This window comes from Lysobacter sp. DMC97, from assembly GCF_056313745.1.
This window is the reverse complement of the sequence record NZ_JBQUZR010000003.1, coordinates 179,354-198,322: the sequence shown is the minus strand read 5'-3', so window position 1 is coordinate 198,322 and position 18,969 is coordinate 179,354. Positions and strand designations below refer to the sequence as shown.

Sequence of the window (18,969 nt, the reverse complement as noted above, 5' to 3'; positions counted from 1 at the left end):
CCGGCGCCGCCGCGGGACTCAGCCGCGACGCTCGCGGGCCTCCAGCGTAATCGAACGGAAGGGAAGCCCGATCAGGCCGGAGACTATCGTGCTGGCGACGGACTCCAGCGCCACCGCGTCGTAGACCCAGGCCGCCTGGACATGCTCGAAGTGCGAGCCGTCGGCAACGGCGACATCGACCGTGTAGCGCCCGCGCGGCAGATAGGGCATCCGGAATTCGAACATCGCGCGCAGCGCGCCGCCGGCGACGGTGTCCACCGACCGGGCATGTTCCTGCCAAGTGTGCTTGCCGAACAGTTGCTGGCCCAGCCGGTCCTTGAAGAAGAAGCCCACGATCGGACTGGCCAGCGCGGCATCAGTGCGGGCCTCGACCACCAGCCGCACCACTTCGCCGCCGCTCACCTGCGCGAGCGGCTTTCCGGACGCGTCCTCGAAGCGCACCGTGTCGATGCAGGCGCGGCCGTCGCCGAAGCCGGCCTGCGCGGGATCGAAGGCGAAGACGCGGGCGGTGCTCGCGTCCAGCGTCGGATCGCCGCCATCGAGCTCGTCGTGCGCGGCGAGCGCCGCTGGCGACGGCGCCTCGGCCGCGACCGGCGCGGTTGGCGCATGGCCGTAGAAATTCGCGTGGTAGGCCTCGCACACCGCCTTCGCCGGGCCGTCCATCGCCACGCGGCCGCGATCCAGCCAGATCGCGCGATCGCAGAGGTTCACGATCGCCGCGGCGTCGTGGCTGACGAACAGCACCGTGCCGCGCTTCTGGAAGTCGCGCAGGAAGCGCATGCACTTCTGCGCGAAGAACACGTCGCCGACCGACAGCGCCTCGTCGACCACCAGCAGGTCGGCGTCGGCGTGCGCGATCACCGCGAACGCCAGGCGCACGTACATGCCGCTGGAGTAGGTCTTGACCGGCTGGTCGATGAACTCGCCGATGTCGGCGAAGGCGACGATGGCGTCGTACTTCGCGGCGATCTCCTCCGGCGACATGCCGAGGATCGCCGCGTTCATGTGCACGTTCTCGCGCCCGGTGAATTCCGGGTTGAAGCCGCTGCCCAGTTCCAGCAGCGCTCCGACGCGGCCGCTCGTTTCCACGCGGCCGGCGGTGGGCGTCAGCGTGCCGCAGATCGTCTGCAGCAGCGTCGACTTGCCCGAGCCGTTGCGGCCGATGATGCCGACCGTCTCGCCGCGCGCGATCTCGAACGACACGTCGCGCAGCGCCCAGGCTTCGCGGAAGAACGTCGACGGCGTCATCCCGACCGCACGCTGCAGGCGCGGCACGATCGCCTGCTTCAGGCGATTCTCCGGGCGCTCGTACAGCGGATAGCACTTGGACACGCCGGCGACGACGATGGCCGGTTCGCCAGCTTGATGCGCAGCGGCTTGCGCGCGGTCAGAGGACATCGGCGAACCCCCGGCGCGTGACCTGGAACCAGGCGTAGCCCAGCGCCATGAAGACGAGGCTGCCGAGATAGAACCACACCAGCAGCATCGCGTCCGGCGCGGTGCCGGCGAACAGCACCCCGCGGCTCTGCTCGATCGCGATGGTCAGCGGATTGAGCTCGACCCAGCCGCGGTACTGCTCGGGCAACGCGGCGATCGGATAGAACACCGGCGAGAGGAACATCAGCACGGTCGCGAACACGCCGGTGAGCTGCGCGATGTCGCGGATGAACACGCCCAGCGCCGCGAACAGCCAGGCCGCCCCCAGCGCAATGAAGCCCAGCGGCAGCAGCACCACCGGCAGCCACCACGCGGTGAGCGGCACCCAGCCTTCCAGCAGCCACTTCGCCACGAGCAGGATCAGCAGGCTGACGCAGGCATGGAACGCCGCGGCGCCGACGAGGCTCCAGCCCAGCGTTTCCAGCGGAAACACCACCTTCTTCACGTAGTTCGCGTTGCCCACCACCAGCGCCGGCGCCTTGGTGATCGCTTCGGCGACGAGGCCGTGCGCGATCACGCCGACGAACAGCAGCAGCGCGAAGCGGGTCTTGCCGCCGGTGTCCATCATCCCGGGCCACTTGGCCTGGAACACGACCGAGAACACGAAGGTGTAGACCACCAGCATCAGGATCGGCGACAGGAACGACCACGCCACGCCCATGAACGAGCCGCGGTAGCGCCCCAGCACTTCGCGCTTGATCAACTGCCCGATCAGGCGACGCTCGCGCCAGAAACCGGTCAGCAGACTGCCGGGGGTCGCTGGCGGTGGCGCGTGGACGTGCATCGGTGGCTCAGGCCAGCGCGTGCGCGAGGTCGTGGCGCAGGTCGTCCAGCGTTTCCACGCCCACGCTGAGGCGGACGAGGTCGTCGTGGATGCCGAGCGCAGCGCGGCGTTCGACCGGCACCGACGCGTGGGTCATCACCGCGGGATGGTTCACGAGGCTTTCCACGCCGCCGAGGGATTCGGCGAGCGTGAACAGCTCGGTGCGTTCGCAGAAGCGCTGCGCGCCGGCGTAACCGCCCTTGATGCGCACCGAAACGATGCCGCCGAAGCCGTCCATCTGCCGCGCGGCCAGCGCGTGGTGCGGATGCGCGGCGAGACCGGGATAGATCACCTGCTCGACCGCGGCGTGCGTCGACAGCCACTCGGCCAGCGCCTGCGCGTTCTCGCAGTGCGCCTTCATGCGCAGGTGCAGCGTCTTCAGGCCGCGCAGCGCGAGGAAGCTGTCGAACGGCCCCTGCACCGCGCCGACCGAGTTCTGCAGGAAGGCGAGCTGCTCGGCGAGTTCGGTGTCGTCGCCGACCACCACCATGCCGCCGACCATGTCGGAGTGGCCGTTGAGGTACTTCGTCGCCGAATGCATGACGATGTCGGCGCCGTGTTCCAGCGGGCGCTGCAGGATCGGCGAGGCGAACGTGTTGTCGACGACCATGCGCAGGCCGTGCTTCTTCGCGATCGCACTGATCGCGCGCAGGTCGACGATCTTGAGCATCGGGTTGGTCGGGGTTTCCACCCAGACCATGCGCGTGTTCGGGCGGATCGCGGCCTCGAACGCGGCCGGATCGGTCAGGTCGACGAAGCTGAAATCGAGGCCGGCGCTGCGCCGGCGCACGCGCTCGAACAGGCGGAAGGTGCCGCCGTAGACGTCGTCCATGCAGACGACGTGGCTGCCGGTATCGAGCGACTCGAGAATCGTCGAGGTCGCCGCCAGCCCGGACGCGAACGCGAAGCCGCGGGTGCCGCCTTCCAGCCCGGCCACGCAGCGCTCGTAGGCGAAGCGCGTGGGATTGTGGGTGCGCGAATACTCGAAACCCTGGTGCACGCCCGGGCTGCTCTGGGCGTAGGTCGAGGTCGCGTAGATCGGCGGCATGACGGCGCCGGTGCTGGGATCGGGCGACTGCCCCGCATGGATCGCGCGGGTGCCGGGGCCCCACTGCTGCTCTCGATCGTGATCAACGCTCATGCCGTGGTTTCCTTGGTCGCGGCACGTGGGCCGCAGTCGTTGAGTGGATGCATCGCGGTCGCGATCGCGCGCCCGCGGCGGCGGATCACCGCCTGCGCAGATAACCCTTCGGATTCCAGGTGATCAGGAACGACTCGCGGCTGCGGTCGATCTCGAACGCCGGGTTCTCGTCGACGAACGTCTCGATCGCCTCGAAGGGGCCAGGCGACGGGCCGACGTCCAGGCCGTGGTGGCAGATCGAATCCTCGACGATGAAATGGCCGCCCGGCCTGACGAGATCCGAATACGCGCGCAGCACGCCGAGCGTGTTGTCGTAGGTGTGCGAACTGTCCTCGATCACCAGCACTTCGGCACCGGGCGGGATCATCGCCTTCACTTGGTCGACCAGCGCGCAGGCATCGCCTTCGAGGAACGTGATGCGCGGATGCGCCTTCGCGGCAGGCTGCAAGGGCGTGTGATCGATGTCGATGGCGATGATGCGGCCATGGCCGAGGCGATCGAGCAGGTGCGCGAGCGCCAGCGCGCTGCCGCCGTACTTGTTGCCGATCTCGACGATGACGTCCGGCGGACGGGCGACGATGAGTTCCTGGTAGACCCACAGGTCCAGCGGATTCTTCTGCGTCTGCACCCCGAAGTAGGTGGTGCGGCCGTCGATGATGCGCTTCTGCATGATCTCCAGCACGTCGCCGAGGGGCGTGGCGAGGCTGGATTCGAGGTGGAGACTCATGAACTTCGCAATCCGGGTCAAAGGTGAGTCGGCCGCTGCCGGGCGCCGGGCGGAGGCTGGGCGAGCCCGGCCGCCCCGCCGCAAGCCGGACGCGCCGCAAGGCGTCCGGCCCGCGAAAACGGGGCGAATTGTAGCATCGGGCCCGGACCGGCCCGGGCCGGTTACTGAACGCGACGGCGCAGCCAGTTCAGCAAGTCGATCCGGGTGATCAGGCCCAGGAAGAGGTCGCCGTCCATGACGATGGCGACATGGCCGCGGTCGAACACCGGCAGCAGGGCCTCGACCGGGGAGCGCACGTCGAGGATGTCGAGCTTGCTGACCATCGCCGTCGACACCGGGTCGCGGAAGCGGGTCTCGTCGCCGTAGACGTGCAGCAGCACGTCGCTTTCGTCGAGGATGCCCACGATGCGGTCGCCGTCCATCACCGGCAGCTGCGAGATCTCGTAGAGCTTCATGCGCTGGTAGGCGGTGACCAGCAGGTCGCGCGGCCCCACCACCACGGTGTCGCGGCGGTTGTACGGGCGCAGGATCAGGTCGCGCAGGTCGCCGTGGCTGTCGCGGGCGAGGAAGCCGTTGTCCAGCATCCAGTAATCGTTGTACTGCTTCGACAGGTACTTGTTGCCGGTGTCGCACACGAACACCAGCACGTTCTTCGGCGTGGTCTGTGCGCGGCAGTATTTCAGCGCGGCGGCCAGCAGCGTGCCGGTGGACGAACCGCCGAGCACGCCTTCGCAGCGCAGCAGTTCGCGCGCGGCGAGGAAGCTTTCCTTGTCGGTGATCGCGAAGGCCTGCTTCACGCGGCTGAAGTCGGAAATCGACGGCAGGAAGTCCTCGCCAATGCCTTCCACCATCCAGCTGCCGGACTTCTCGCTGAGCGTGCCTTCGTTGATGTATTCGGCGAGGATCGAGCCGACCGGGTCGGCGAGCACGAGTTCGGTATGCGGCGAATGCGTCGCGAAGCAGCGCGACAGGCCGCTCATCGTGCCCGAGCTGCCGCAGCCGAAGACGATCGCGTCCAGGCCGCCGACGCCGGCCATCTGCGCCAGGATTTCCGGGCCGGTGCCGTGCTCGTGCGCGGCCGGGTTGTCGGGATTGCCGAACTGGTTGATGAAGTAGGCGCCGGGCGTCTCGTCGGCGATGCGCTTGGCCATGTCCTGGTAGTAGTCGGGATGGCCCTTGGCCACGTCCGACCGGGTGAGCACCACTTCGGCGCCCATCGCCTTCAGGTTGAAGATCTTCTCCCGGCTCATCTTGTCCGGGACGACCAGGATCAGCTTGTAGCCCTTCTGCTGCGCGACCAGCGCCAGGCCGATGCCGGTGTTGCCGGCGGTGCCTTCGACCAGCGTGTCGCCGGGCTTGATGTCGCCGCGCTGCTCGGCGGCCTCGATCATGCGCAGGCCGATGCGGTCCTTGATGGAGCCGCCGGGATTCTGGCTTTCGAGCTTGAGGAAGAGGTTGCACACGCCCGCGTCGAGGCGGTGGGCGCGGACGATCGGGGTGTCGGCGATCAGTTCGAGGACGGAATCACGGACCGCGGGAGGATTCGACGGGGACTTCGACATGCCGGCACCGGCTCGCTGGAGGAAAGGCCGGATTATCGCATCGCCGTCGCGGTGCACGGGATGGGCGCCGGGCCGGAGTTGCTCCGGCCTGCGGACGACGACGGGCGGGCGCCTCGGCCCTGCCCCGTCGCCGTCCGCGGATCCGCCGGGTGCGGATCGGACGGACTCGGCTGCCTCAGTGGTGCAGTTCGTCGTACATCCGGGTCAGGCGATCCTTCGCCGCGAGCTTTTCGCGCTTCATCTGGGCCAGCCGGGTGTCGTCCACCGGCAGCACGCCGAGCTCGGCGTCCAGCACCTGCTTGTCCAGCTCCTTGTGGCGCTGGTACAGCTGGCGGAACTCGGTGTTGGCCTTCATCAGCGCTTCGACTTCGGTCTGCGGTTGCCCTTCGAACATGGAATCCTCCTCACGAGGGAATGACGGGCCCGGCCACGACGGCCCGGCCACGGGTGTGGACAAGGTGGGGAAACAGGCTTGGAAACACGATGGGGGAGAGGGAGAAACGACGGCCCGGCGGCGGCATGCCGGGGGCCGGACACGAAAACGCCCCGGCCGGCGAAGGCACGGGGCGCTGCATGCGGAAATCGTGGCACCACGCGGCGGATACCCCGGTCGGGGGCATCCGCAACCGCCCGGCTTGCGGCGGCAGACTCCTGGCTGGCGTCGTGCGGGAACATCTCGGGGCCGCGACTCCTCCGGAAGCGAACGGGCCTCCGGAGTTCCGACACTACGCCTCCCGTCGCCGCCCGGCAAGCGCCCGGATCATCTTTTTCCGGCACCGCCACCGGGGTGCCGTGGACACCATGCGGGAAGCTTGGCCTTCTGCGGCCAAGCCATTGATTCGACGGATCAATTTCCCGGAATCCCGGGGCTTTCGAGGTCAGCCGGAAGCCGGTTTCGGCTTCGGCCGGGAGGCCGGTTTCGGCTTCGGTTTCGGCTTGGGCTTGGCAGCCCCGGCGGGCTTCGACCCCGCGCTCAACGCGGCTTCCTGGCGGGCCAGTTCGGCCTCGCGCTCCTTGGCCAGACGCAGCTTCTCGGTCTCGTCGGCGGTCATCGTGTCGAGCAGGCCCTCGGCCTCCTGGCGGCTGCGCGACTCGGCCTCGACCTCGGCGCGCAGGCGTTCGGTCTCCTCGGCGCGGATCTGGGCCTCCACCCGCAGGCGCTCGGCCTCGGCGCGGGCACGCTCGGCGTCGCGGCGGCTGGCCTCGACCAGCAGTTCGCTGCGCTCGGTCTCCAGTTGCGTCAGTGCGGTGCGCCCGGCCTCGGTGCGCGCCGCGATCTCGGCCGTCTCGACCCGCATCCGCGCGATCTGCAGCATCAGCGGGCGCTGCTTGCGCTTCGCGTCCTGCAGCGCCTGCACGGCGGTCCGCGCCTGCAGCCGCTCGTAGGCGGCGAAGGCATTGCGCTGGGCATCGGTGTCGATCGCCTGCAGCCGCTGCGTGAGCGCGACGACATCCGGATCGGGCGGCGCGGCGAAGGCCGCGGCCGGCGTCGCCAGCACCAGCACCAGCAGCGCTGCGGCGAAGGTGCGGCGCGCGGTCATGGCGCGGCCTCCATGCCGAGACGGCGCCGCAGTTCGGCGATCTCGGCGCGACGCTGCGCGAGCTCCTCCTGCTGCGCGGTCTCGCGGCTGCGGGCGTGGGCGTAGTCCGCTTCCGCCGCGGCCAGCCGCGCCTGCGCGACGGCGTCCTCGTTCTTGCGCGCGCTCAGCGCCACCTGCGCGGCGGACAGCGCGGCCCGCGCACGCTGCAGTGCATCACCGGCGTACTGGTCGGCATCCGCGCGTTCGGCGCGCAGCACCGCGGCCTGCGCGGCGTCGATGTCGACCGTGGGCGGCGGCGTCTTCGCGGAGGCGATCACCGGAAGCGTGAGCGCGATCACAAGCGATGCCGCAATGCGGAAATCGCGGAGCCTTCGCGGGTGCTGCGGGACGCGCGACATTTGTGCGAAGCTTGCGGGCATGGGGTTCGTGTCGGGGCAGAGTGGGAACACGGTCTCGGTTTTGGCCCGAAATGCGGTCGTTGCGGCCGTCTCATTGTCATCACCCCTTCCGGCCGTTGCAACGCGGGCATCCGGCGGCCCGGGGGGCAAGTCATCCAACAGTCACGGCTGCACCCTCACGGGGGAGGTTCATCGATGGACATCGGCTATTTCCTCAAGCTGATGACGGACAAAAACGCCTCGGACATGTTCCTGACCACCGGCGCACCCGTCCACATCAAGGTCGAAGGCAAGCTGTACCCGCTCGGCAACACCGGCCTGCCCCCGGGCATGGTCAAGAAGATCGCCTACTCGCTGATGGACGAGGGCCAGGTGCCCGACTTCGAGCGCGACCTGGAACTCAACATGGCGCTGTCGCTGGCCGATGCCGGCCGCTTCCGCGTCAACGTGTTCAAGCAGCGCGGCGAAGTCGGCATGGTCATCCGCGCCATCCGCAGCGTGATCCCGAGCATCGAGGAGCTGCAGCTCCCGCAGGTGCTGAAGAACGTCATCATGGCGCCGCGCGGGCTGGTGCTGATCGTGGGCTCCACCGGCTCGGGCAAGTCGACCACGCTGGCATCGATGATCGACTACCGCAACACCACGGCGGCCGGGCACATCCTCACCATCGAGGATCCGATCGAATACCTGCACCGGCACAAGAAGTCGATCGTCAACCAGCGCGAGGTGGGCCTCGACACCCACGCCTTCCACAACGCGCTGAAGAACGCGATGCGCGAAGCGCCGGACGTGATCCTGATCGGCGAGATCCTGGACGCCACCACGATGGAGGCGGCGATCGCCTTCGCCGAGACCGGCCACCTGTGCCTGGCGACGCTGCACTCGAACAACGCCGACCAGACCATCGAGCGCATCCTCAACTTCTTCCCGGAAAGCGCGCACAAGAACGTGCTGATGAACGTGGCGCTGAACCTCAAGGCGGTGGTCAGCCAGCGCCTCGTGGTCGGCACCGACGGCCGCCGCCTGCCCGCGGTCGAAGTGCTGATCAACACGCCGATGATCCGCGACCTGCTGCGCCGCGGCCAGGTGCACGAGATCAAGCAGGCGATGGAAGAGACGCTGGAGGAAGGCATGGAGTCGTTCGACCAGTGCCTGTTCCGGCTGGCGAAGGAAAGCAAGATCAGCATGGAGGAAGCGCTGCGCGCCGCCGACTCGCGCGACGGCCTGGCCCTCAAGTTCCGCCTGTCCGAAGGCGCCGGCGCCGAGCACGACCCCTACGCGGTGGCGTTCGAGGGCGGCGACGGCACGTCCTCGTTCCAGCACTGACGCCGGCCCGTCCGGCGATGCGAAAACGCCCCGGGAGACCGGGGCATTTTGCGTTGCACGGCGGCACGCGGGCGCGGATCAGGCCGCGTCGGGCTGCAGTTCGGGCCGCGCCGCGTCGAACGCCGGCAGCGCCAGGCAGGCCGCGTCGATGCGGCGGATGTTCGGATACGGATCGAGGTTCACGCCGAAGCGGCGGGCGTTGTAGACCTGCGGGATCAGGCAGCAGTCGGCGATGCCGGGCGATTCGCCCTCGCAGAACTCGCCGCGCGACAGGTCCTCGACCAGCAGCGCCTCGAATGCGCGGAAGCCGTCCTCGATCCAGTGGCGGATCCACGCGTCGCGCTCGGACAGCGGTGCGTTGTATTCGCGCTCGAGGTACTGCAGCACGCGCAGGTTGTTGAGCGGGTGGATGTCGCAGGCGACCAGAAGCGCCAGCGCGCGGGCGCGGGCGCGCTCGCGCGGGGCGATCGGCAGCACCGGCGGGTCGGGCCACAGTTCGTCGAGGTATTCGATGATCGCCAGCGACTGCCGGATCATGCGCTGGCCGTGCTGCAGCACCGGGACCAGGCGCTGCGGGTTGGTCGCGGCGTACTCGGGGCGATGCTGCTCGCCGCCGTCGCGGATCAGGTGCACCGGGACCTGCTCGTACGCCAGGCCCTTGAGGTTGAGCGCGATGCGCACCCGGTAGGCGGCGCTGGAGCGCCAGTAGCCGTGCAGCTTCAGCTGATCGTTCATGCCTGCCCTCCGAGCCGTGCGCGCACGTCCATCAACGCGAACCCCAGCAGATTGGCGCCCCGCCATCGGTCCGGATCATGCGCGCCCGGGTCGTCGGCGGCAAGCCCGATCCCCCAGACCGCATCGACCGGGCTGGCCTCGACCAGGATGCGGTCGCCGGTGGCGGCGAGGAACGCCGCCAGCGCCGGATGCTGGCCGAACTTCGCGAGATTGCCGGCGACCACGATCCCGAAACGATGGCGCTGCCAGATCGCCTCGTCGAAGCCGCGCACCGTGCGGCCGGCGGCCTTCGCGGCGGCGGGATCGTCCTTCGCGAACACCTTCGCCACCGCCGCCTCGTCGCCGAACAGCCGCGCCTTCTCCGCCATCATCCAGTGCTCGGCGGTGGCGTAGCGCCGGCCGTCGACGACGAAGGGCGCCGGGAACCACTGGCTGAAGCAGGCCGCCGACGGCGCGCCGTCGGCACGCCCGCGATGGCCCCAGAAGCACAGGTAGCGGAAGGTCTCGCCGGCGGCGACCCGGGCGCGCAGGGCGTCGAGGTCCGCCGGCAGCGCACTCACGCCGGACGTTCGATCCGCTGTTCGATCGCGCCGAAGACGTCCGCGCCGTCGCGGGCGCGCATCTCGATCCGCACCACGTCGCCGAACGACATGAACGGCGTGACCGGCTTGCCGGTCTCCAGCGTCTCGACCGTGCGCTTCTCGGCGAAGCAGGACGCGCCCAGCGACGTGTCCTGGTTGGCGACCGTGCCGGAGCCGACGATCGTGCCGGCGCTGAGCGGGCGCGTCTTCGCGGCGTGGGCGAGCAGTTGGGCGAAGTCGAACTGCATGTCGACGCCGGCCTCCGGCGCACCGAACCACGCGCCGTTGATGTGGGTGACCAGCGGCAGGTGGACCTTGTTGTCCTGCCAGGCGTCGCCCAGCTCGTCCGGGGTGACGAACACCGGCGACAGCGCCGAGCGCGGCTTGGACTGCAGGAAGCCGAAGCCCTTGGCCAGCTCGTTCGGGATCAGGTTGCGCAGCGAGACGTCGTTGACCAGGCCGATCAGCTGGATGTGCTCGGCCGCCTGCGCGGGCGTCACCGCCATCGGCACGTCGTCGGTGACGATCACGACCTCGGCTTCGAGATCGATGCCGTAGTCCTCGCTCGGCACCCGCACCGGGTCGCGCGGGCCGTAGAAGCCGGCGCTGACCGCCTGGTACATCAGCGGGTCGACGTAGAAGCTCTCCGGCACCTCGGCGCCGCGGGCGCGACGCACGCGCTCGACGTGCGGCAGGTAGGCCGAGCCGTCGACGAACTCGTAAGCCCGCGGCAGCGGCGCCGCCAACGTTTGCAGGTCGAGGTCGAACGCGCCTTCGGCGGTGCCGGCGTTCAGCGCCTCGGACAGCGCGTTGAGGCGCGGCGCGGCGTTCGACCAGTCCTCCAGCGCCCGCTGCAGCGTCGGCGCGATGCCATCGGCGCGCACGGCGCGGGTGAGGTCGCGGGAAACGACGATCAGGGTGCCGTCGCGGCCGCCCTCCTTCAGGGAACCCAGCTTCATCGGGACCTCGGTCGGATGCTGTGAATTGGTTTCAATTGTAACTGATTGCCCGTGCCGGGCGTCGCGCTCCGGCCGGGCGGGCGCTCACCCGGCAGGCGCTGACCGGGCAGGCGCTCACCGAGCAGACGTTCAATCGCCGCCCTCGCTCTGGAACCCGCCCGCGCGGAAGGTCAGCACCAGCGTGTCGCGGTGGCCGGCGTCCTCGCCCGCCGGCTGGATCGGCGTGGATTCGTGGATCACGCGGGTGTCGTCCAGCAGCAGCAGGCTCCAGGGGCGATCCAGCGTGAAGCGCTGGCCGTCGGGGCCATGGGCGTCGAAGACGCGGGTCTCGCCGCCGCGGATCGCCTGCCGAGCCACCAGGAACACCGCCACGAAGTCGACGCCGTCGCGGTGCGCGCCCTCGGGCGTGGGCCGGCCGATGCCGTCGGTGGTGTCGATGCGGAACTGGTGCGCCTCGACGTACCACGGATCGACCGCACGGACGCCGCGCAGCCGCGCGCCGAGGGTTGCGATCAGCTGCACGAACGCCGGCGCCGCGACGATCTCCGGCGTGATCGGCGCGAACCAGCGCTGCAGGCCGCCGTGCAGCGCGTTGTAGTCCAGCGACTGGTAGTGCGCGCGATGCGGCGCCTGCACGACACCCGCGCGGCCGACGACGAAGGAGCCATGGCGACGACGACGATAGCGGCCGCCGTCGCGCAGGTAGTCGTCGGGCGGGAGGTCATCCCACGACGGCACCAGCGCGTCGAGCGACGCCGTCGACACGTCGCACAGCGCGGCGACGGCCTCCGGCGCGAACACGGCGTAGCCGTTGGCGGTCAGGCGTTCGGCGAGCGCCTCGGCCGGCGCACAGGGAGCGGAAAACAGGGCGACCATGCAGACATCCGGAACAGCGAGGGAAGACATCACGACAAAGGCGTCGCGATAGATGATATCGATCAAGTCGCGATTTGCGATCGCGGTCACTGCATGCATGCGACGTTACATCGTTTGCATCGTGATCCGACGGGTTCGCAGAGCCCGACAAGCCTGTTACTTTAGCGTGAAGATCGGGCATGACCGGGGGACACGTCCGCGTTTCATCGCGCAGCGCCCCCTTGTCGTGTCCGGCCATCCACCGCCTTCGTCGCGTTGGCGTCACCAGGACGGGTCATGAGCAGGACGCCGATCGACATCGACACCATGCGCGGGTTCGCCGATGCGCCGAACACCGAAGCGCTCAGCGCCCACATCGAGCGCATCATCCGTCCGCTCGGCATCGACTACTGGTTCTACGCGGTCGACCTGCCGCTGGTGAACGAGCATCCGGACCAGCTGCGCCTCGGCACGTATCCGGAAGAGTGGGTCACGCACTACTTCACGATGGACTACATCGGCATCGATCCGGTGATCAGCCATTGCCACGACCACGCCACGCCGGTCTCGTGGGAAGAAGCGCAGCTGCACCATCGCCGCATCCTCGATCCGCACCTGCAACGGGTGCGGCACCTGTTCGGCGAGGCCCGCGAATTCGGCCTGCGCCAGGGCGTGAGCGTGCCCCTGCACGGACCGGGCGTGTCGTGGGGCCTGATGTCGTTCTCCTCGCGCACGCTCAGCGCCCGCGACTTCGAGGCGATGCTGCCCGACCTGCACCTGCTTTCGCATTTCGTGCACGAAGCCGCGCGCCAGTTCCTGCGCACGCGCACGCCCGCGCCGCTGCCGGCGCTCACCCGGCGCGAACGCGAATGCCTGTCGTGGGCCGCCGAGGGCAAGACCAGCTGGGAAATCGGCCAGTTGCTCAACATCAGCGAGCGCACGTCGATCTTCCATCTGCAGAACGCCACCCACAAGCTCGGCGTCAGCGGCCGCCAGGCGGCGATCGCGCGCGCGATCTCGCTGGGCCTGATCGTCTCCCAACGCGCCTGAGACGCGGCCTTCGCGGCGTGCGTTCGCGCACTTCCGGAAACAATCACATTTTGTTTTCCATCCACAGCGAATGATGGATGTCATCGCGATGCCGGAATGATGCCGGAATGATGTGACTCCGCGATTTTTCCGGACGCTTCCGTGTCGCCATCGGCAGCGCGAACGGACCTGCGTCAACCTGTAAGGTCCTTCAGCTGCAAGAAGCGACAGGTCTTATGCCCACTGAAGTCTCCTTCCACCCTACGAGGAGACACCATGACGCACTTCGTCATCGGGCGGGCCGGCGAATCCGGTCTGGGCGCACCCCTGCTGGACAGCATGTATCGCCTGCGCTGCGCCGTGTTCCACGAACGCCTGCACTGGAATGTCCATGTCGAACACGGTCGCGAGCACGACTGGTTCGATCTGATCGGACCGCACTACCTCATCGCCCACGAGAGCGCATCGACTGCGCTCGGCTGCTGTCGTCTGCTGCCGACCACCGGGCCGAACATGCTGCGCGACATCTTCCCGTTCCTGCTCGCGGACGGGCGGGCGCCGTCGTCGCCGGCGACCTGGGAAGTGAGCCGGTTCGCGATCGACCCGCGCGGCGCGGCGGAAGGATTCGGATTCGGGGCGATCGCCGCGGGGATGCTGGCGGAAATGTTCCGCTTTTCCGGCGCGCGGCAGGTGGACACGCTGGTCGGCGTCACCAGCGCACCGGTCGAGCGCCTGCTGCGTCATCTGGGGCTGATCGTCGAGCGGCTCGGCCCGCCGCAGCGCATCGGCGAGGTGATGAGCCTCGCCTTCCGCATGCCGGTGGCGGAAAACCTGCGTGTGGTCGGCGACAGCCCGGTGGAAGCCGGCGTCCAGCGCGCGGCCTGAGTCCGACGTGAAAACGAAACGGTCTCCCGCTGTGCGCGTCCGCGCACAGCGGGAAGATCCGGAGAGCGTCAGGCGGCGGCCTGCGCCTTGCGCTTCGGCAGGCTCGCGATCTTGCCTTCGCGCAGCGCCCGCAGCTGGGTCGCGGCGCCGTCCCACAGCGCGCGACGCGCCTGCAGCGCCTGGGTCGCGGAATCGCGCGCTTCCTGCAGACCATCCGCGCGGCGCACCAGCTCGGCCTCGATCAGCCGATGCGCGGCCGGGCCGTGCGTGTCGCCGTCGAGCTCGATGTGCCGCTGCAGGTAGTACACGAAACCGGGCGCATGGCCTTCGTTCAGCCCCCAGCGATCCAGCAGGCTCTGGAACATCACCGGAATGACGTTCTCGCGGCCGTAGAAGAAGCTGGCCATGGTCTCCAGGGTGCTCCCGCGCAGGGCGGTGCCGATGGTGTGACCGACGAAATCGCGAACGAAGGCGGGTACGTCCGTCGCCTCGAAGGCATCTTCCAGCGTCGCCCCGCCGCGCAGGGCGTCGAGGAAACCTTCGAACTGTGCCGTCGGCGCACCGACGTCACGCATCGCCTGGAGATAGAGATCGAGATGACTCGCCGGATTCCCCTGAGCATCGACGTCGCTTTCCTCGGCGAGGACGATGTCGTTGATCAGCCGCGCCGCGACCGGATCCGCCGGCGGCATCCACGGCAATTCGACGCAGGTGAGGTCGCGCTGCAGGCGCTTGGCCAGGGACATGAAGTCCCAGACCGCGAACACGTGCACCTGCATGAAAGCGCGCAAGGCCTCGATGCGGTCGATCTCCGCAAAGACCGGGTGGGTTTCCAGTTCGTGGCGCACCCGGCGCATGGCCGGGGTCAGAATGGTGTCCTGAGGTGTGGCATCCGCTTCCTTTTTCATACGTTCTCCTTGATCGGGCACTGCGGTGAACAACGTTGGGAAAAAATGCGCCGGACGACGACCTTCCTGGTTCGTCCGAACCTCCCGCCGCCGGCCTCGCCGACAGCGGTCCCATCTCGCCGCCGCACATCTGCGACGGCCCCCGGCGAGCCTTCCCTGTCTCGCCTGACCTTGTGCACGACCCGGAGTCCGCATGCCGCGGACGCCCGATCGCTATCGCGCGGAGTACAGCGGGTAGAGGCTGCTCTCCTCGCGTTCGATGCGTTGCGCCAGCAGGCCGCCGACCACCTGGTAGTCGGTCATGAAGGCCTCGCGGGTTTCCTGGTCGAAGTTGCCGACCTGGTACTTCTTGACAAAATCCACCACGCCGCGCGCGATGGCATTCATCTCGCGCCGGAAGCTGCGCACCAGCGCGGTGCTGTCTGCATCGCCCTGCATGGCATTTTCGACGTAGTTGTAGAAACGCACGTTCTCGGCGATCAGGTGCCCTTCGAGGTGCACCTTGAAGGCATTGAGCATTTGCGGGATCTGCTGGAAATCACCCTGCTGCGCCAGGTCCCCGATGGCACCGTAGAGCTTCACCAGATCGGCGTGATCGCGCTTGAGCGACGGCACCAGATCCGGGTCGTAGCCGATCGGCCCGCCCGCGCGGCGCTGTTCGAATGTGGGGGCACCCTGCGGCAAAGCACGCGATCTGGGTCCCTGCCCGCCCCCGAGCCACTTCTTCAAAAAATCGAGCACAACATCCCCTGTCGAATGAACCGTCGGCATGCCGCCGACCCGACGAACATATCCGCGTCCACACGCTGCCGTGTACCTGTAAGAAATTACAGGTTCGTCATGGGCGTGAAAAAAGAAGGGAAAGCGTGACTGCGCGCTGGGAATGCGACGGCATCCCGTCGCATTCCCGGGAGCGGAAACGCCGGGGGCGTGCCTCCGGCCCGGGCATGTCGCCGATCCGATCACCCGGCATTGCGCGGCGACGCCGACGATTGCGCAAAAAAAGACACCCGCCTTGCGGCGGGTGTCCCGAAGATGGCAGCCCCGGATGGATTCGAACCACCGAATGCCTGAGTCAGAGTCAGGTGCCTTACCGCTTGGCGACGGGGCTGTAGTGCAAGCGGACCGCGATTGTAACGCGAAATCGGGGCCGCGGGCCAGTCGCCCCCGGGACCCAACGGGCCCCGGTGCGACGCAGCCGGATCAACGCTTGGAGAACTGGGTGGCGCGACGGGCCTTGTGCAGACCGACCTTCTTGCGCTCGACCTCGCGGGCGTCGCGGGTCATGAAGCCGGCCTTGCGCAGCTCGGACTTCAGGGTGTCGTCGTACTCGACCAGGGCGCGGGCGATGCCCAGGCGGATGGCGCCGGCCTGGCCGGTGGTGCCGCCGCCGGTCGCGGTGACGACGATGTCGAACTTGTCGACGGTCTTGGTGAGTTCCAGCGGCTGGCGCACGATCATGCGCGCGGTCTCGCGGCCGAAGAACTCGTCCAGCGGACGGTCGTTGACGGTGATGTTGCCGGTGCCCTTGCGCAGGAAGACGCGGGCGACGGAGGACTTGCGACGGCCGGTGCCGTAGTTCTGCTGAGTAGCCATCGGTTAGAGTTCCAGGACTTGCGGCTGCTGGGCGGCGTGCGGGTGTTCGGAACCCTTGTACACCTTGAGTTTCTTGTACATGGCGCGGCCGAGCGGATTCTTCGGCAGCATGCCCTTCACGGCGATCTCGAGGACGCGCTCCGGATGGCGCTCCAGCGCCTGGGCGAGGGTCTCGGTCTTCAGGTTGCCGACGTAGCCGGTGAAGCGGTGGTACTTCTTGTCCTGCAGCTTGTTGCCGGTGACCGCGATCTTCTCGGCGTTGATCACGACGAAGTAGTCGCCGGTATCGACGTGCGGGGTGTAGACGGGCTTGTGCTTGCCGCGGAGGCGGTAGGCCAGTTCGGCTGCGAGACGGCCGAGCGTCTTGCCGCTGGCGTCGACGAGGTACCAGTCGCGCTGGACGGTCTCGTTCTTTGCGGTGAAAGTCTTCATGAAGGGACTCTGGTTGGGGCGCGCCCTGAGGTGCGCTGGTCGGGCTGGTTCCGGAGCGGCAGGGCCGGCGGAACGTCGCCTCGCGTTGTCTGTGGAGCGGCTTCGCGGACCCGGAACCGGGGCTGCAAAGAAGCGAGATGGTAGCCCGGCAGGCAGTGCGTCGCAAGTTGCGGGGTTCCGGCCTCGCGCGGGCCGGCGGCTTCCCGGAAGATGTCCGGATGAACGTTCCGGCGCCTTCCGCCCCGTCCCTGGCCGCCCTCGCCGACCGCTGCGTGCAGTGCGGCCTGTGCCTGCCGACGTGCCCGACCTACCGGCTGGCGGGGCTGGAAGCCGAATCGCCGCGGGGCCGGATCGCGCTGGCCCGGGCGCTCGACACCGGCGCGCTGGCGCCGACACCCGTCCTCGATGACCATCTCGACGCCTGCCTCGGCTGCCGGCGTTGCGAGGCGGTCTGCCCCGCGGACGTGGACTACGGCGCCGTGCTCACCGGCGTGCGGGCCGGGCAGCGTGCGCGGCGACCGCCCGGCATGCGTCAGCGCGCGATCGAAGCGCTGGCGGCCCGACCGCGGACGCTGGCGCGGCTGCTCGACGTGTACCGGCGCGTCTGGCCGCTGCTGCCCCGCGCCGCACGACCATTGCCGAGACCACCGATGCCGGCGGTACGCTTGCCGCCATCGCAGGACATTCCCGCGCCGGACGCCACCGCGGCGCTGTTCACCGGCTGCGTGGCGCGCGGCTACGACGCGGCGCTGTTCGACGCCGTCGCGCGACTGGCTGCCGCGGCCGGCCTCGCGCTCGAAACGCCGTCGGCCCAGACCTGCTGCGGCACGCTGCACGCGCATGCCGGCGCCGCCGACCGCGCAGCCACGCTCGCCGACGCCAACCGCGCCGCGTTCGCGGGCCACGCGCTAGTGATCGGCCTGTCCAGCGGCTGCCACGAGGCACTCGCCGATGCGCTGTCCGGCCAGTCCGTCGTCCGCGACGCCATCGACGTGCTCGCCGAACGCGCCGACCGGCTGCGCTTCGCACCGCGCACCGCGCGCGTCGCCCTGCATCTGCCCTGCACGCAGCGGAACGTCGTCCGCAGCGATGGCGCCCTGCGCGCACTGCTGGCGCGGGTGCCGGGGCTGGAGATCGTCGATCTCGACGCCGGCCTCGGCTGCTGCGGCGCGGCCGGCACCGCGATGCTGGCCGACCCGGCGCGCGCGGCGACGTTCCGGCAACCTCTGCTGGACCAGCTCGCCGGCAGCGGCGCCGCGATGGTGCTCAGTGCGAACATCGGCTGCCGCCTGCACCTGGCGAACGGCACCGCCGTGCCGGTGCGACATCCCCTGGAATTCCTTGCAGAATGTCTGGCATGACCGCGACCCGACAGCTCACCCCGCTCGACCGCCTGCTCGCCGATGCGCAGAACGCGCTGGAGACCGTCGCCGGCGCGCCGCGCGCCGAACGCCCGAACCCGGGCGACCGCGAGGCCGACGTGGTGCTGGACGAGGCCGAACGCCGCCACGCCGCCGGGCTGATGCGCATCAACCATGTCGGCGAGGTCTGCGCGCAGGCGCTGTACGTGGGCCAGGCCGCGGTCGCGCGCGACCCGGCCACGCGCGCGCAGCTGCATGCGGCCGCGCAGGAGGAAACCGACCACCTCGCGTGGTGCGCGGACCGCCTGCGCGAACTGGACAGCCGCCCCAGCGTGTTCAACCCGCTGTGGTACGCCGGCAGCTACGCGATCGGCCTCGCCGCCGGCCTGCGCGGCGACGGCTGGAACCTCGGCTTCGTGGTCGAGACCGAGCGCCAGGTCGAGGCGCACCTGGAAGAACACTTGCGCACGCTGCCCGCCGCCGACGCGCGCAGCCGGGCGATCCTCGAAGTCATGAAGGACGACGAAGTCCGCCACGCCGACCACGCCCAGGCCGCCGGCGCGCGCAGGCTGCCGCCGCCGATCCCGACGCTGATGGCCACGGCGTCGAAGCTGATGAAGGCGGTCGCGTACCGGCTGTAGGGCGGGCCCTGGCCCACCGTCGCGAGTCTGCC

The 18,969-nt window shown here is 69.2% G+C and carries 21 protein-coding genes and 1 tRNA gene; 5 read left to right on the top strand and 17 right to left on the bottom strand.

Annotated features, from left to right (window positions below; translation table 11 throughout):
- Positions 1–18 precede the first annotated feature (18 nt).
- The 8 genes from ACT53Q_RS07065 to ACT53Q_RS07030 all read right to left on the bottom strand — a co-directional run bounded on the left by ACT53Q_RS07065 (position 19) and on the right by ACT53Q_RS07030 (position 7,569).
- Positions 19–1,398, bottom strand: a complete 1,380-nt coding sequence (locus tag ACT53Q_RS07065; RefSeq protein WP_476185961.1) for an ABC transporter ATP-binding protein — start codon at positions 1,396–1,398, stop codon at positions 19–21.
- The gene (locus ACT53Q_RS07060; protein ID WP_476185960.1) at positions 1,388–2,221 is read right to left on the bottom strand and encodes an ABC transporter permease; all 834 of its coding nucleotides are present in this window, start codon (positions 2,219–2,221) and stop codon (positions 1,388–1,390) included. Before ACT53Q_RS07060 ends, ACT53Q_RS07065 begins: the two co-directional genes overlap by 11 nt.
- 7 nt (positions 2,222–2,228) lie before the next feature.
- Entirely contained in the window at positions 2,229–3,401 is a 1,173-nt protein-coding gene (locus ACT53Q_RS07055) for a cystathionine gamma-synthase (protein ID WP_476185959.1), read from the bottom strand.
- An 85-nt stretch (positions 3,402–3,486) separates the two neighbouring features.
- Entirely contained in the window at positions 3,487–4,128 is a 642-nt protein-coding gene (locus tag ACT53Q_RS07050) for a CmcI family methyltransferase (protein ID WP_476185958.1), read from the bottom strand.
- 161 nt (positions 4,129–4,289) lie between these two features.
- Positions 4,290–5,690, bottom strand: coding sequence for a pyridoxal-phosphate dependent enzyme (locus ACT53Q_RS07045; protein ID WP_476185957.1), 1,401 nt, complete (start codon positions 5,688–5,690; stop codon positions 4,290–4,292).
- Positions 5,691–5,865: 175 nt separating this feature from the next.
- Positions 5,866–6,084 (bottom strand): HP1242/YdcH family protein, encoded by a 219-nt coding sequence (locus ACT53Q_RS07040; RefSeq protein WP_476185956.1) that lies wholly within the window; start codon positions 6,082–6,084, stop codon positions 5,866–5,868.
- 484 nt (positions 6,085–6,568) lie between these two features.
- Positions 6,569–7,231, bottom strand: coding sequence for a hypothetical protein (locus tag ACT53Q_RS07035; RefSeq protein WP_476185955.1), 663 nt, complete (start codon positions 7,229–7,231; stop codon positions 6,569–6,571).
- A complete protein-coding gene (locus ACT53Q_RS07030) occupies positions 7,228–7,569 on the bottom strand; it encodes a DUF4398 domain-containing protein (RefSeq protein WP_476185954.1) in 342 nt (113 codons plus the stop codon). Before ACT53Q_RS07030 ends, ACT53Q_RS07035 begins: the two co-directional genes overlap by 4 nt.
- 255 nt (positions 7,570–7,824) lie before the next feature.
- Here ACT53Q_RS07030 and ACT53Q_RS07025 point away from each other — a divergent pair, with 255 nt between their 5' ends.
- Positions 7,825–8,955: a PilT/PilU family type 4a pilus ATPase gene (locus ACT53Q_RS07025; protein ID WP_476185953.1), complete on the top strand. Its 1,131-nt coding sequence runs from the start codon at positions 7,825–7,827 to the stop codon at positions 8,953–8,955.
- 78 nt (positions 8,956–9,033) lie between these two features.
- On the opposite strand, the gene maiA is transcribed toward ACT53Q_RS07025, so the two are convergent.
- From maiA to ACT53Q_RS07005, 4 genes are all read right to left on the bottom strand, one after another.
- Positions 9,034–9,690 (bottom strand): maleylacetoacetate isomerase, encoded by a 657-nt coding sequence (maiA, locus tag ACT53Q_RS07020; protein WP_476185952.1) that lies wholly within the window; start codon positions 9,688–9,690, stop codon positions 9,034–9,036.
- Complete coding sequence (locus ACT53Q_RS07015; RefSeq protein ID WP_476185951.1) at positions 9,687–10,250, bottom strand: NADAR family protein; 564 nt, start codon at positions 10,248–10,250, stop codon at positions 9,687–9,689. Before ACT53Q_RS07015 ends, maiA begins: the two co-directional genes overlap by 4 nt.
- Complete coding sequence (locus ACT53Q_RS07010; protein ID WP_476185950.1) at positions 10,247–11,230, bottom strand: fumarylacetoacetate hydrolase family protein; 984 nt, start codon at positions 11,228–11,230, stop codon at positions 10,247–10,249. The genes ACT53Q_RS07015 and ACT53Q_RS07010 overlap by 4 nt, the downstream gene beginning before the upstream one ends.
- Positions 11,231–11,359: 129 nt before the next feature.
- Entirely contained in the window at positions 11,360–12,106 is a 747-nt protein-coding gene (locus tag ACT53Q_RS07005) for a 2OG-Fe dioxygenase family protein (protein ID WP_476185949.1), read from the bottom strand.
- A gap of 276 nt (positions 12,107–12,382) precedes the next feature.
- Here ACT53Q_RS07005 and ACT53Q_RS07000 point away from each other — a divergent pair, with 276 nt between their 5' ends.
- Both ACT53Q_RS07000 and ACT53Q_RS06995 read left to right on the top strand, forming a co-directional pair.
- Positions 12,383–13,135 (top strand): autoinducer binding domain-containing protein, encoded by a 753-nt coding sequence (locus tag ACT53Q_RS07000; RefSeq protein WP_476185948.1) that lies wholly within the window; start codon positions 12,383–12,385, stop codon positions 13,133–13,135.
- Between the two features lie 255 nt (positions 13,136–13,390).
- Positions 13,391–13,999, top strand: a complete 609-nt coding sequence (locus ACT53Q_RS06995; RefSeq protein ID WP_476185947.1) for an acyl-homoserine-lactone synthase — start codon at positions 13,391–13,393, stop codon at positions 13,997–13,999.
- Positions 14,000–14,067: 68 nt separating this feature from the next.
- Here ACT53Q_RS06995 and ACT53Q_RS06990 read toward each other — a convergent pair whose 3' ends face one another.
- From ACT53Q_RS06990 to rplM, 5 genes are all read right to left on the bottom strand, one after another.
- Complete coding sequence (locus ACT53Q_RS06990; RefSeq protein WP_476185946.1) at positions 14,068–15,102, bottom strand: DUF3050 domain-containing protein; 1,035 nt, start codon at positions 15,100–15,102, stop codon at positions 14,068–14,070.
- Positions 15,103–15,120: 18 nt separating this feature from the next.
- Complete coding sequence (locus ACT53Q_RS06985) at positions 15,121–15,678, bottom strand: hemerythrin domain-containing protein (RefSeq protein WP_476185945.1); 558 nt, start codon at positions 15,676–15,678, stop codon at positions 15,121–15,123.
- Between the two features lie 265 nt (positions 15,679–15,943).
- Positions 15,944–16,018: transfer RNA gene (locus tag ACT53Q_RS06980), tRNA-Gln, on the bottom strand.
- A 92-nt stretch (positions 16,019–16,110) separates the two neighbouring features.
- Entirely contained in the window at positions 16,111–16,503 is a 393-nt protein-coding gene (gene rpsI / locus ACT53Q_RS06975; RefSeq protein WP_476185944.1) for a 30S ribosomal protein S9, read from the bottom strand.
- Between the two features lie 3 nt (positions 16,504–16,506).
- Positions 16,507–16,935: a 50S ribosomal protein L13 gene (gene rplM, locus ACT53Q_RS06970; RefSeq protein WP_476185943.1), complete on the bottom strand. Its 429-nt coding sequence runs from the start codon at positions 16,933–16,935 to the stop codon at positions 16,507–16,509.
- 218 nt (positions 16,936–17,153) lie between these two features.
- Here rplM and ACT53Q_RS06965 point away from each other — a divergent pair, with 218 nt between their 5' ends.
- Together ACT53Q_RS06965 and coq7 are read left to right on the top strand one after the other, a co-directional pair.
- Positions 17,154–18,296, top strand: coding sequence for a (Fe-S)-binding protein (locus ACT53Q_RS06965; RefSeq protein ID WP_476185942.1), 1,143 nt, complete (start codon positions 17,154–17,156; stop codon positions 18,294–18,296).
- Positions 18,293–18,937, top strand: a complete 645-nt coding sequence (gene coq7 / locus ACT53Q_RS06960; RefSeq protein WP_476185941.1) for a 2-polyprenyl-3-methyl-6-methoxy-1,4-benzoquinone monooxygenase — start codon at positions 18,293–18,295, stop codon at positions 18,935–18,937. Before ACT53Q_RS06965 ends, coq7 begins: the two co-directional genes overlap by 4 nt.
- Positions 18,938–18,969 lie beyond the last annotated feature (32 nt).

What these genes read in the sequence shown, in the direction of transcription:
- ACT53Q_RS07065 (WP_476185961.1), bottom strand. Translation starts at nt 1,398, where the DNA reads ATGTCCTCTGACCGCGCGCAAGCCGCTGCGCATCAAGCTGGCGAACCG.
- ACT53Q_RS07060 (WP_476185960.1), bottom strand. Translation starts at nt 2,221, where the DNA reads ATGCACGTCCACGCGCCACCGCCAGCGACCCCCGGCAGTCTGCTGACC.
- ACT53Q_RS07055 (WP_476185959.1), bottom strand. Translation starts at nt 3,401, where the DNA reads ATGAGCGTTGATCACGATCGAGAGCAGCAGTGGGGCCCCGGCACCCGC.
- ACT53Q_RS07050 (WP_476185958.1), bottom strand. Translation starts at nt 4,128, where the DNA reads ATGAGTCTCCACCTCGAATCCAGCCTCGCCACGCCCCTCGGCGACGTG.
- ACT53Q_RS07045 (WP_476185957.1), bottom strand. Translation starts at nt 5,690, where the DNA reads ATGTCGAAGTCCCCGTCGAATCCTCCCGCGGTCCGTGATTCCGTCCTC.
- ACT53Q_RS07040 (WP_476185956.1), bottom strand. Translation starts at nt 6,084, where the DNA reads ATGTTCGAAGGGCAACCGCAGACCGAAGTCGAAGCGCTGATGAAGGCC.
- ACT53Q_RS07035 (WP_476185955.1), bottom strand. Translation starts at nt 7,231, where the DNA reads ATGACCGCGCGCCGCACCTTCGCCGCAGCGCTGCTGGTGCTGGTGCTG.
- ACT53Q_RS07025 (WP_476185953.1), top strand. Translation starts at nt 7,825, where the DNA reads ATGGACATCGGCTATTTCCTCAAGCTGATGACGGACAAAAACGCCTCG.
- maiA (WP_476185952.1), bottom strand. Translation starts at nt 9,690, where the DNA reads ATGAACGATCAGCTGAAGCTGCACGGCTACTGGCGCTCCAGCGCCGCC.
- ACT53Q_RS07010 (WP_476185950.1), bottom strand. Translation starts at nt 11,230, where the DNA reads ATGAAGCTGGGTTCCCTGAAGGAGGGCGGCCGCGACGGCACCCTGATC.
- ACT53Q_RS07005 (WP_476185949.1), bottom strand. Translation starts at nt 12,106, where the DNA reads ATGGTCGCCCTGTTTTCCGCTCCCTGTGCGCCGGCCGAGGCGCTCGCC.
- ACT53Q_RS07000 (WP_476185948.1), top strand. Translation starts at nt 12,383, where the DNA reads ATGAGCAGGACGCCGATCGACATCGACACCATGCGCGGGTTCGCCGAT.
- ACT53Q_RS06995 (WP_476185947.1), top strand. Translation starts at nt 13,391, where the DNA reads ATGACGCACTTCGTCATCGGGCGGGCCGGCGAATCCGGTCTGGGCGCA.
- ACT53Q_RS06990 (WP_476185946.1), bottom strand. Translation starts at nt 15,102, where the DNA reads ATGCGGACTCCGGGTCGTGCACAAGGTCAGGCGAGACAGGGAAGGCTC.
- ACT53Q_RS06985 (WP_476185945.1), bottom strand. Translation starts at nt 15,678, where the DNA reads ATGCCGACGGTTCATTCGACAGGGGATGTTGTGCTCGATTTTTTGAAG.
- rpsI (WP_476185944.1), bottom strand. Translation starts at nt 16,503, where the DNA reads ATGGCTACTCAGCAGAACTACGGCACCGGCCGTCGCAAGTCCTCCGTC.
- rplM (WP_476185943.1), bottom strand. Translation starts at nt 16,935, where the DNA reads ATGAAGACTTTCACCGCAAAGAACGAGACCGTCCAGCGCGACTGGTAC.
- ACT53Q_RS06965 (WP_476185942.1), top strand. Translation starts at nt 17,154, where the DNA reads ATGAACGTTCCGGCGCCTTCCGCCCCGTCCCTGGCCGCCCTCGCCGAC.
- coq7 (WP_476185941.1), top strand. Translation starts at nt 18,293, where the DNA reads ATGACCGCGACCCGACAGCTCACCCCGCTCGACCGCCTGCTCGCCGAT.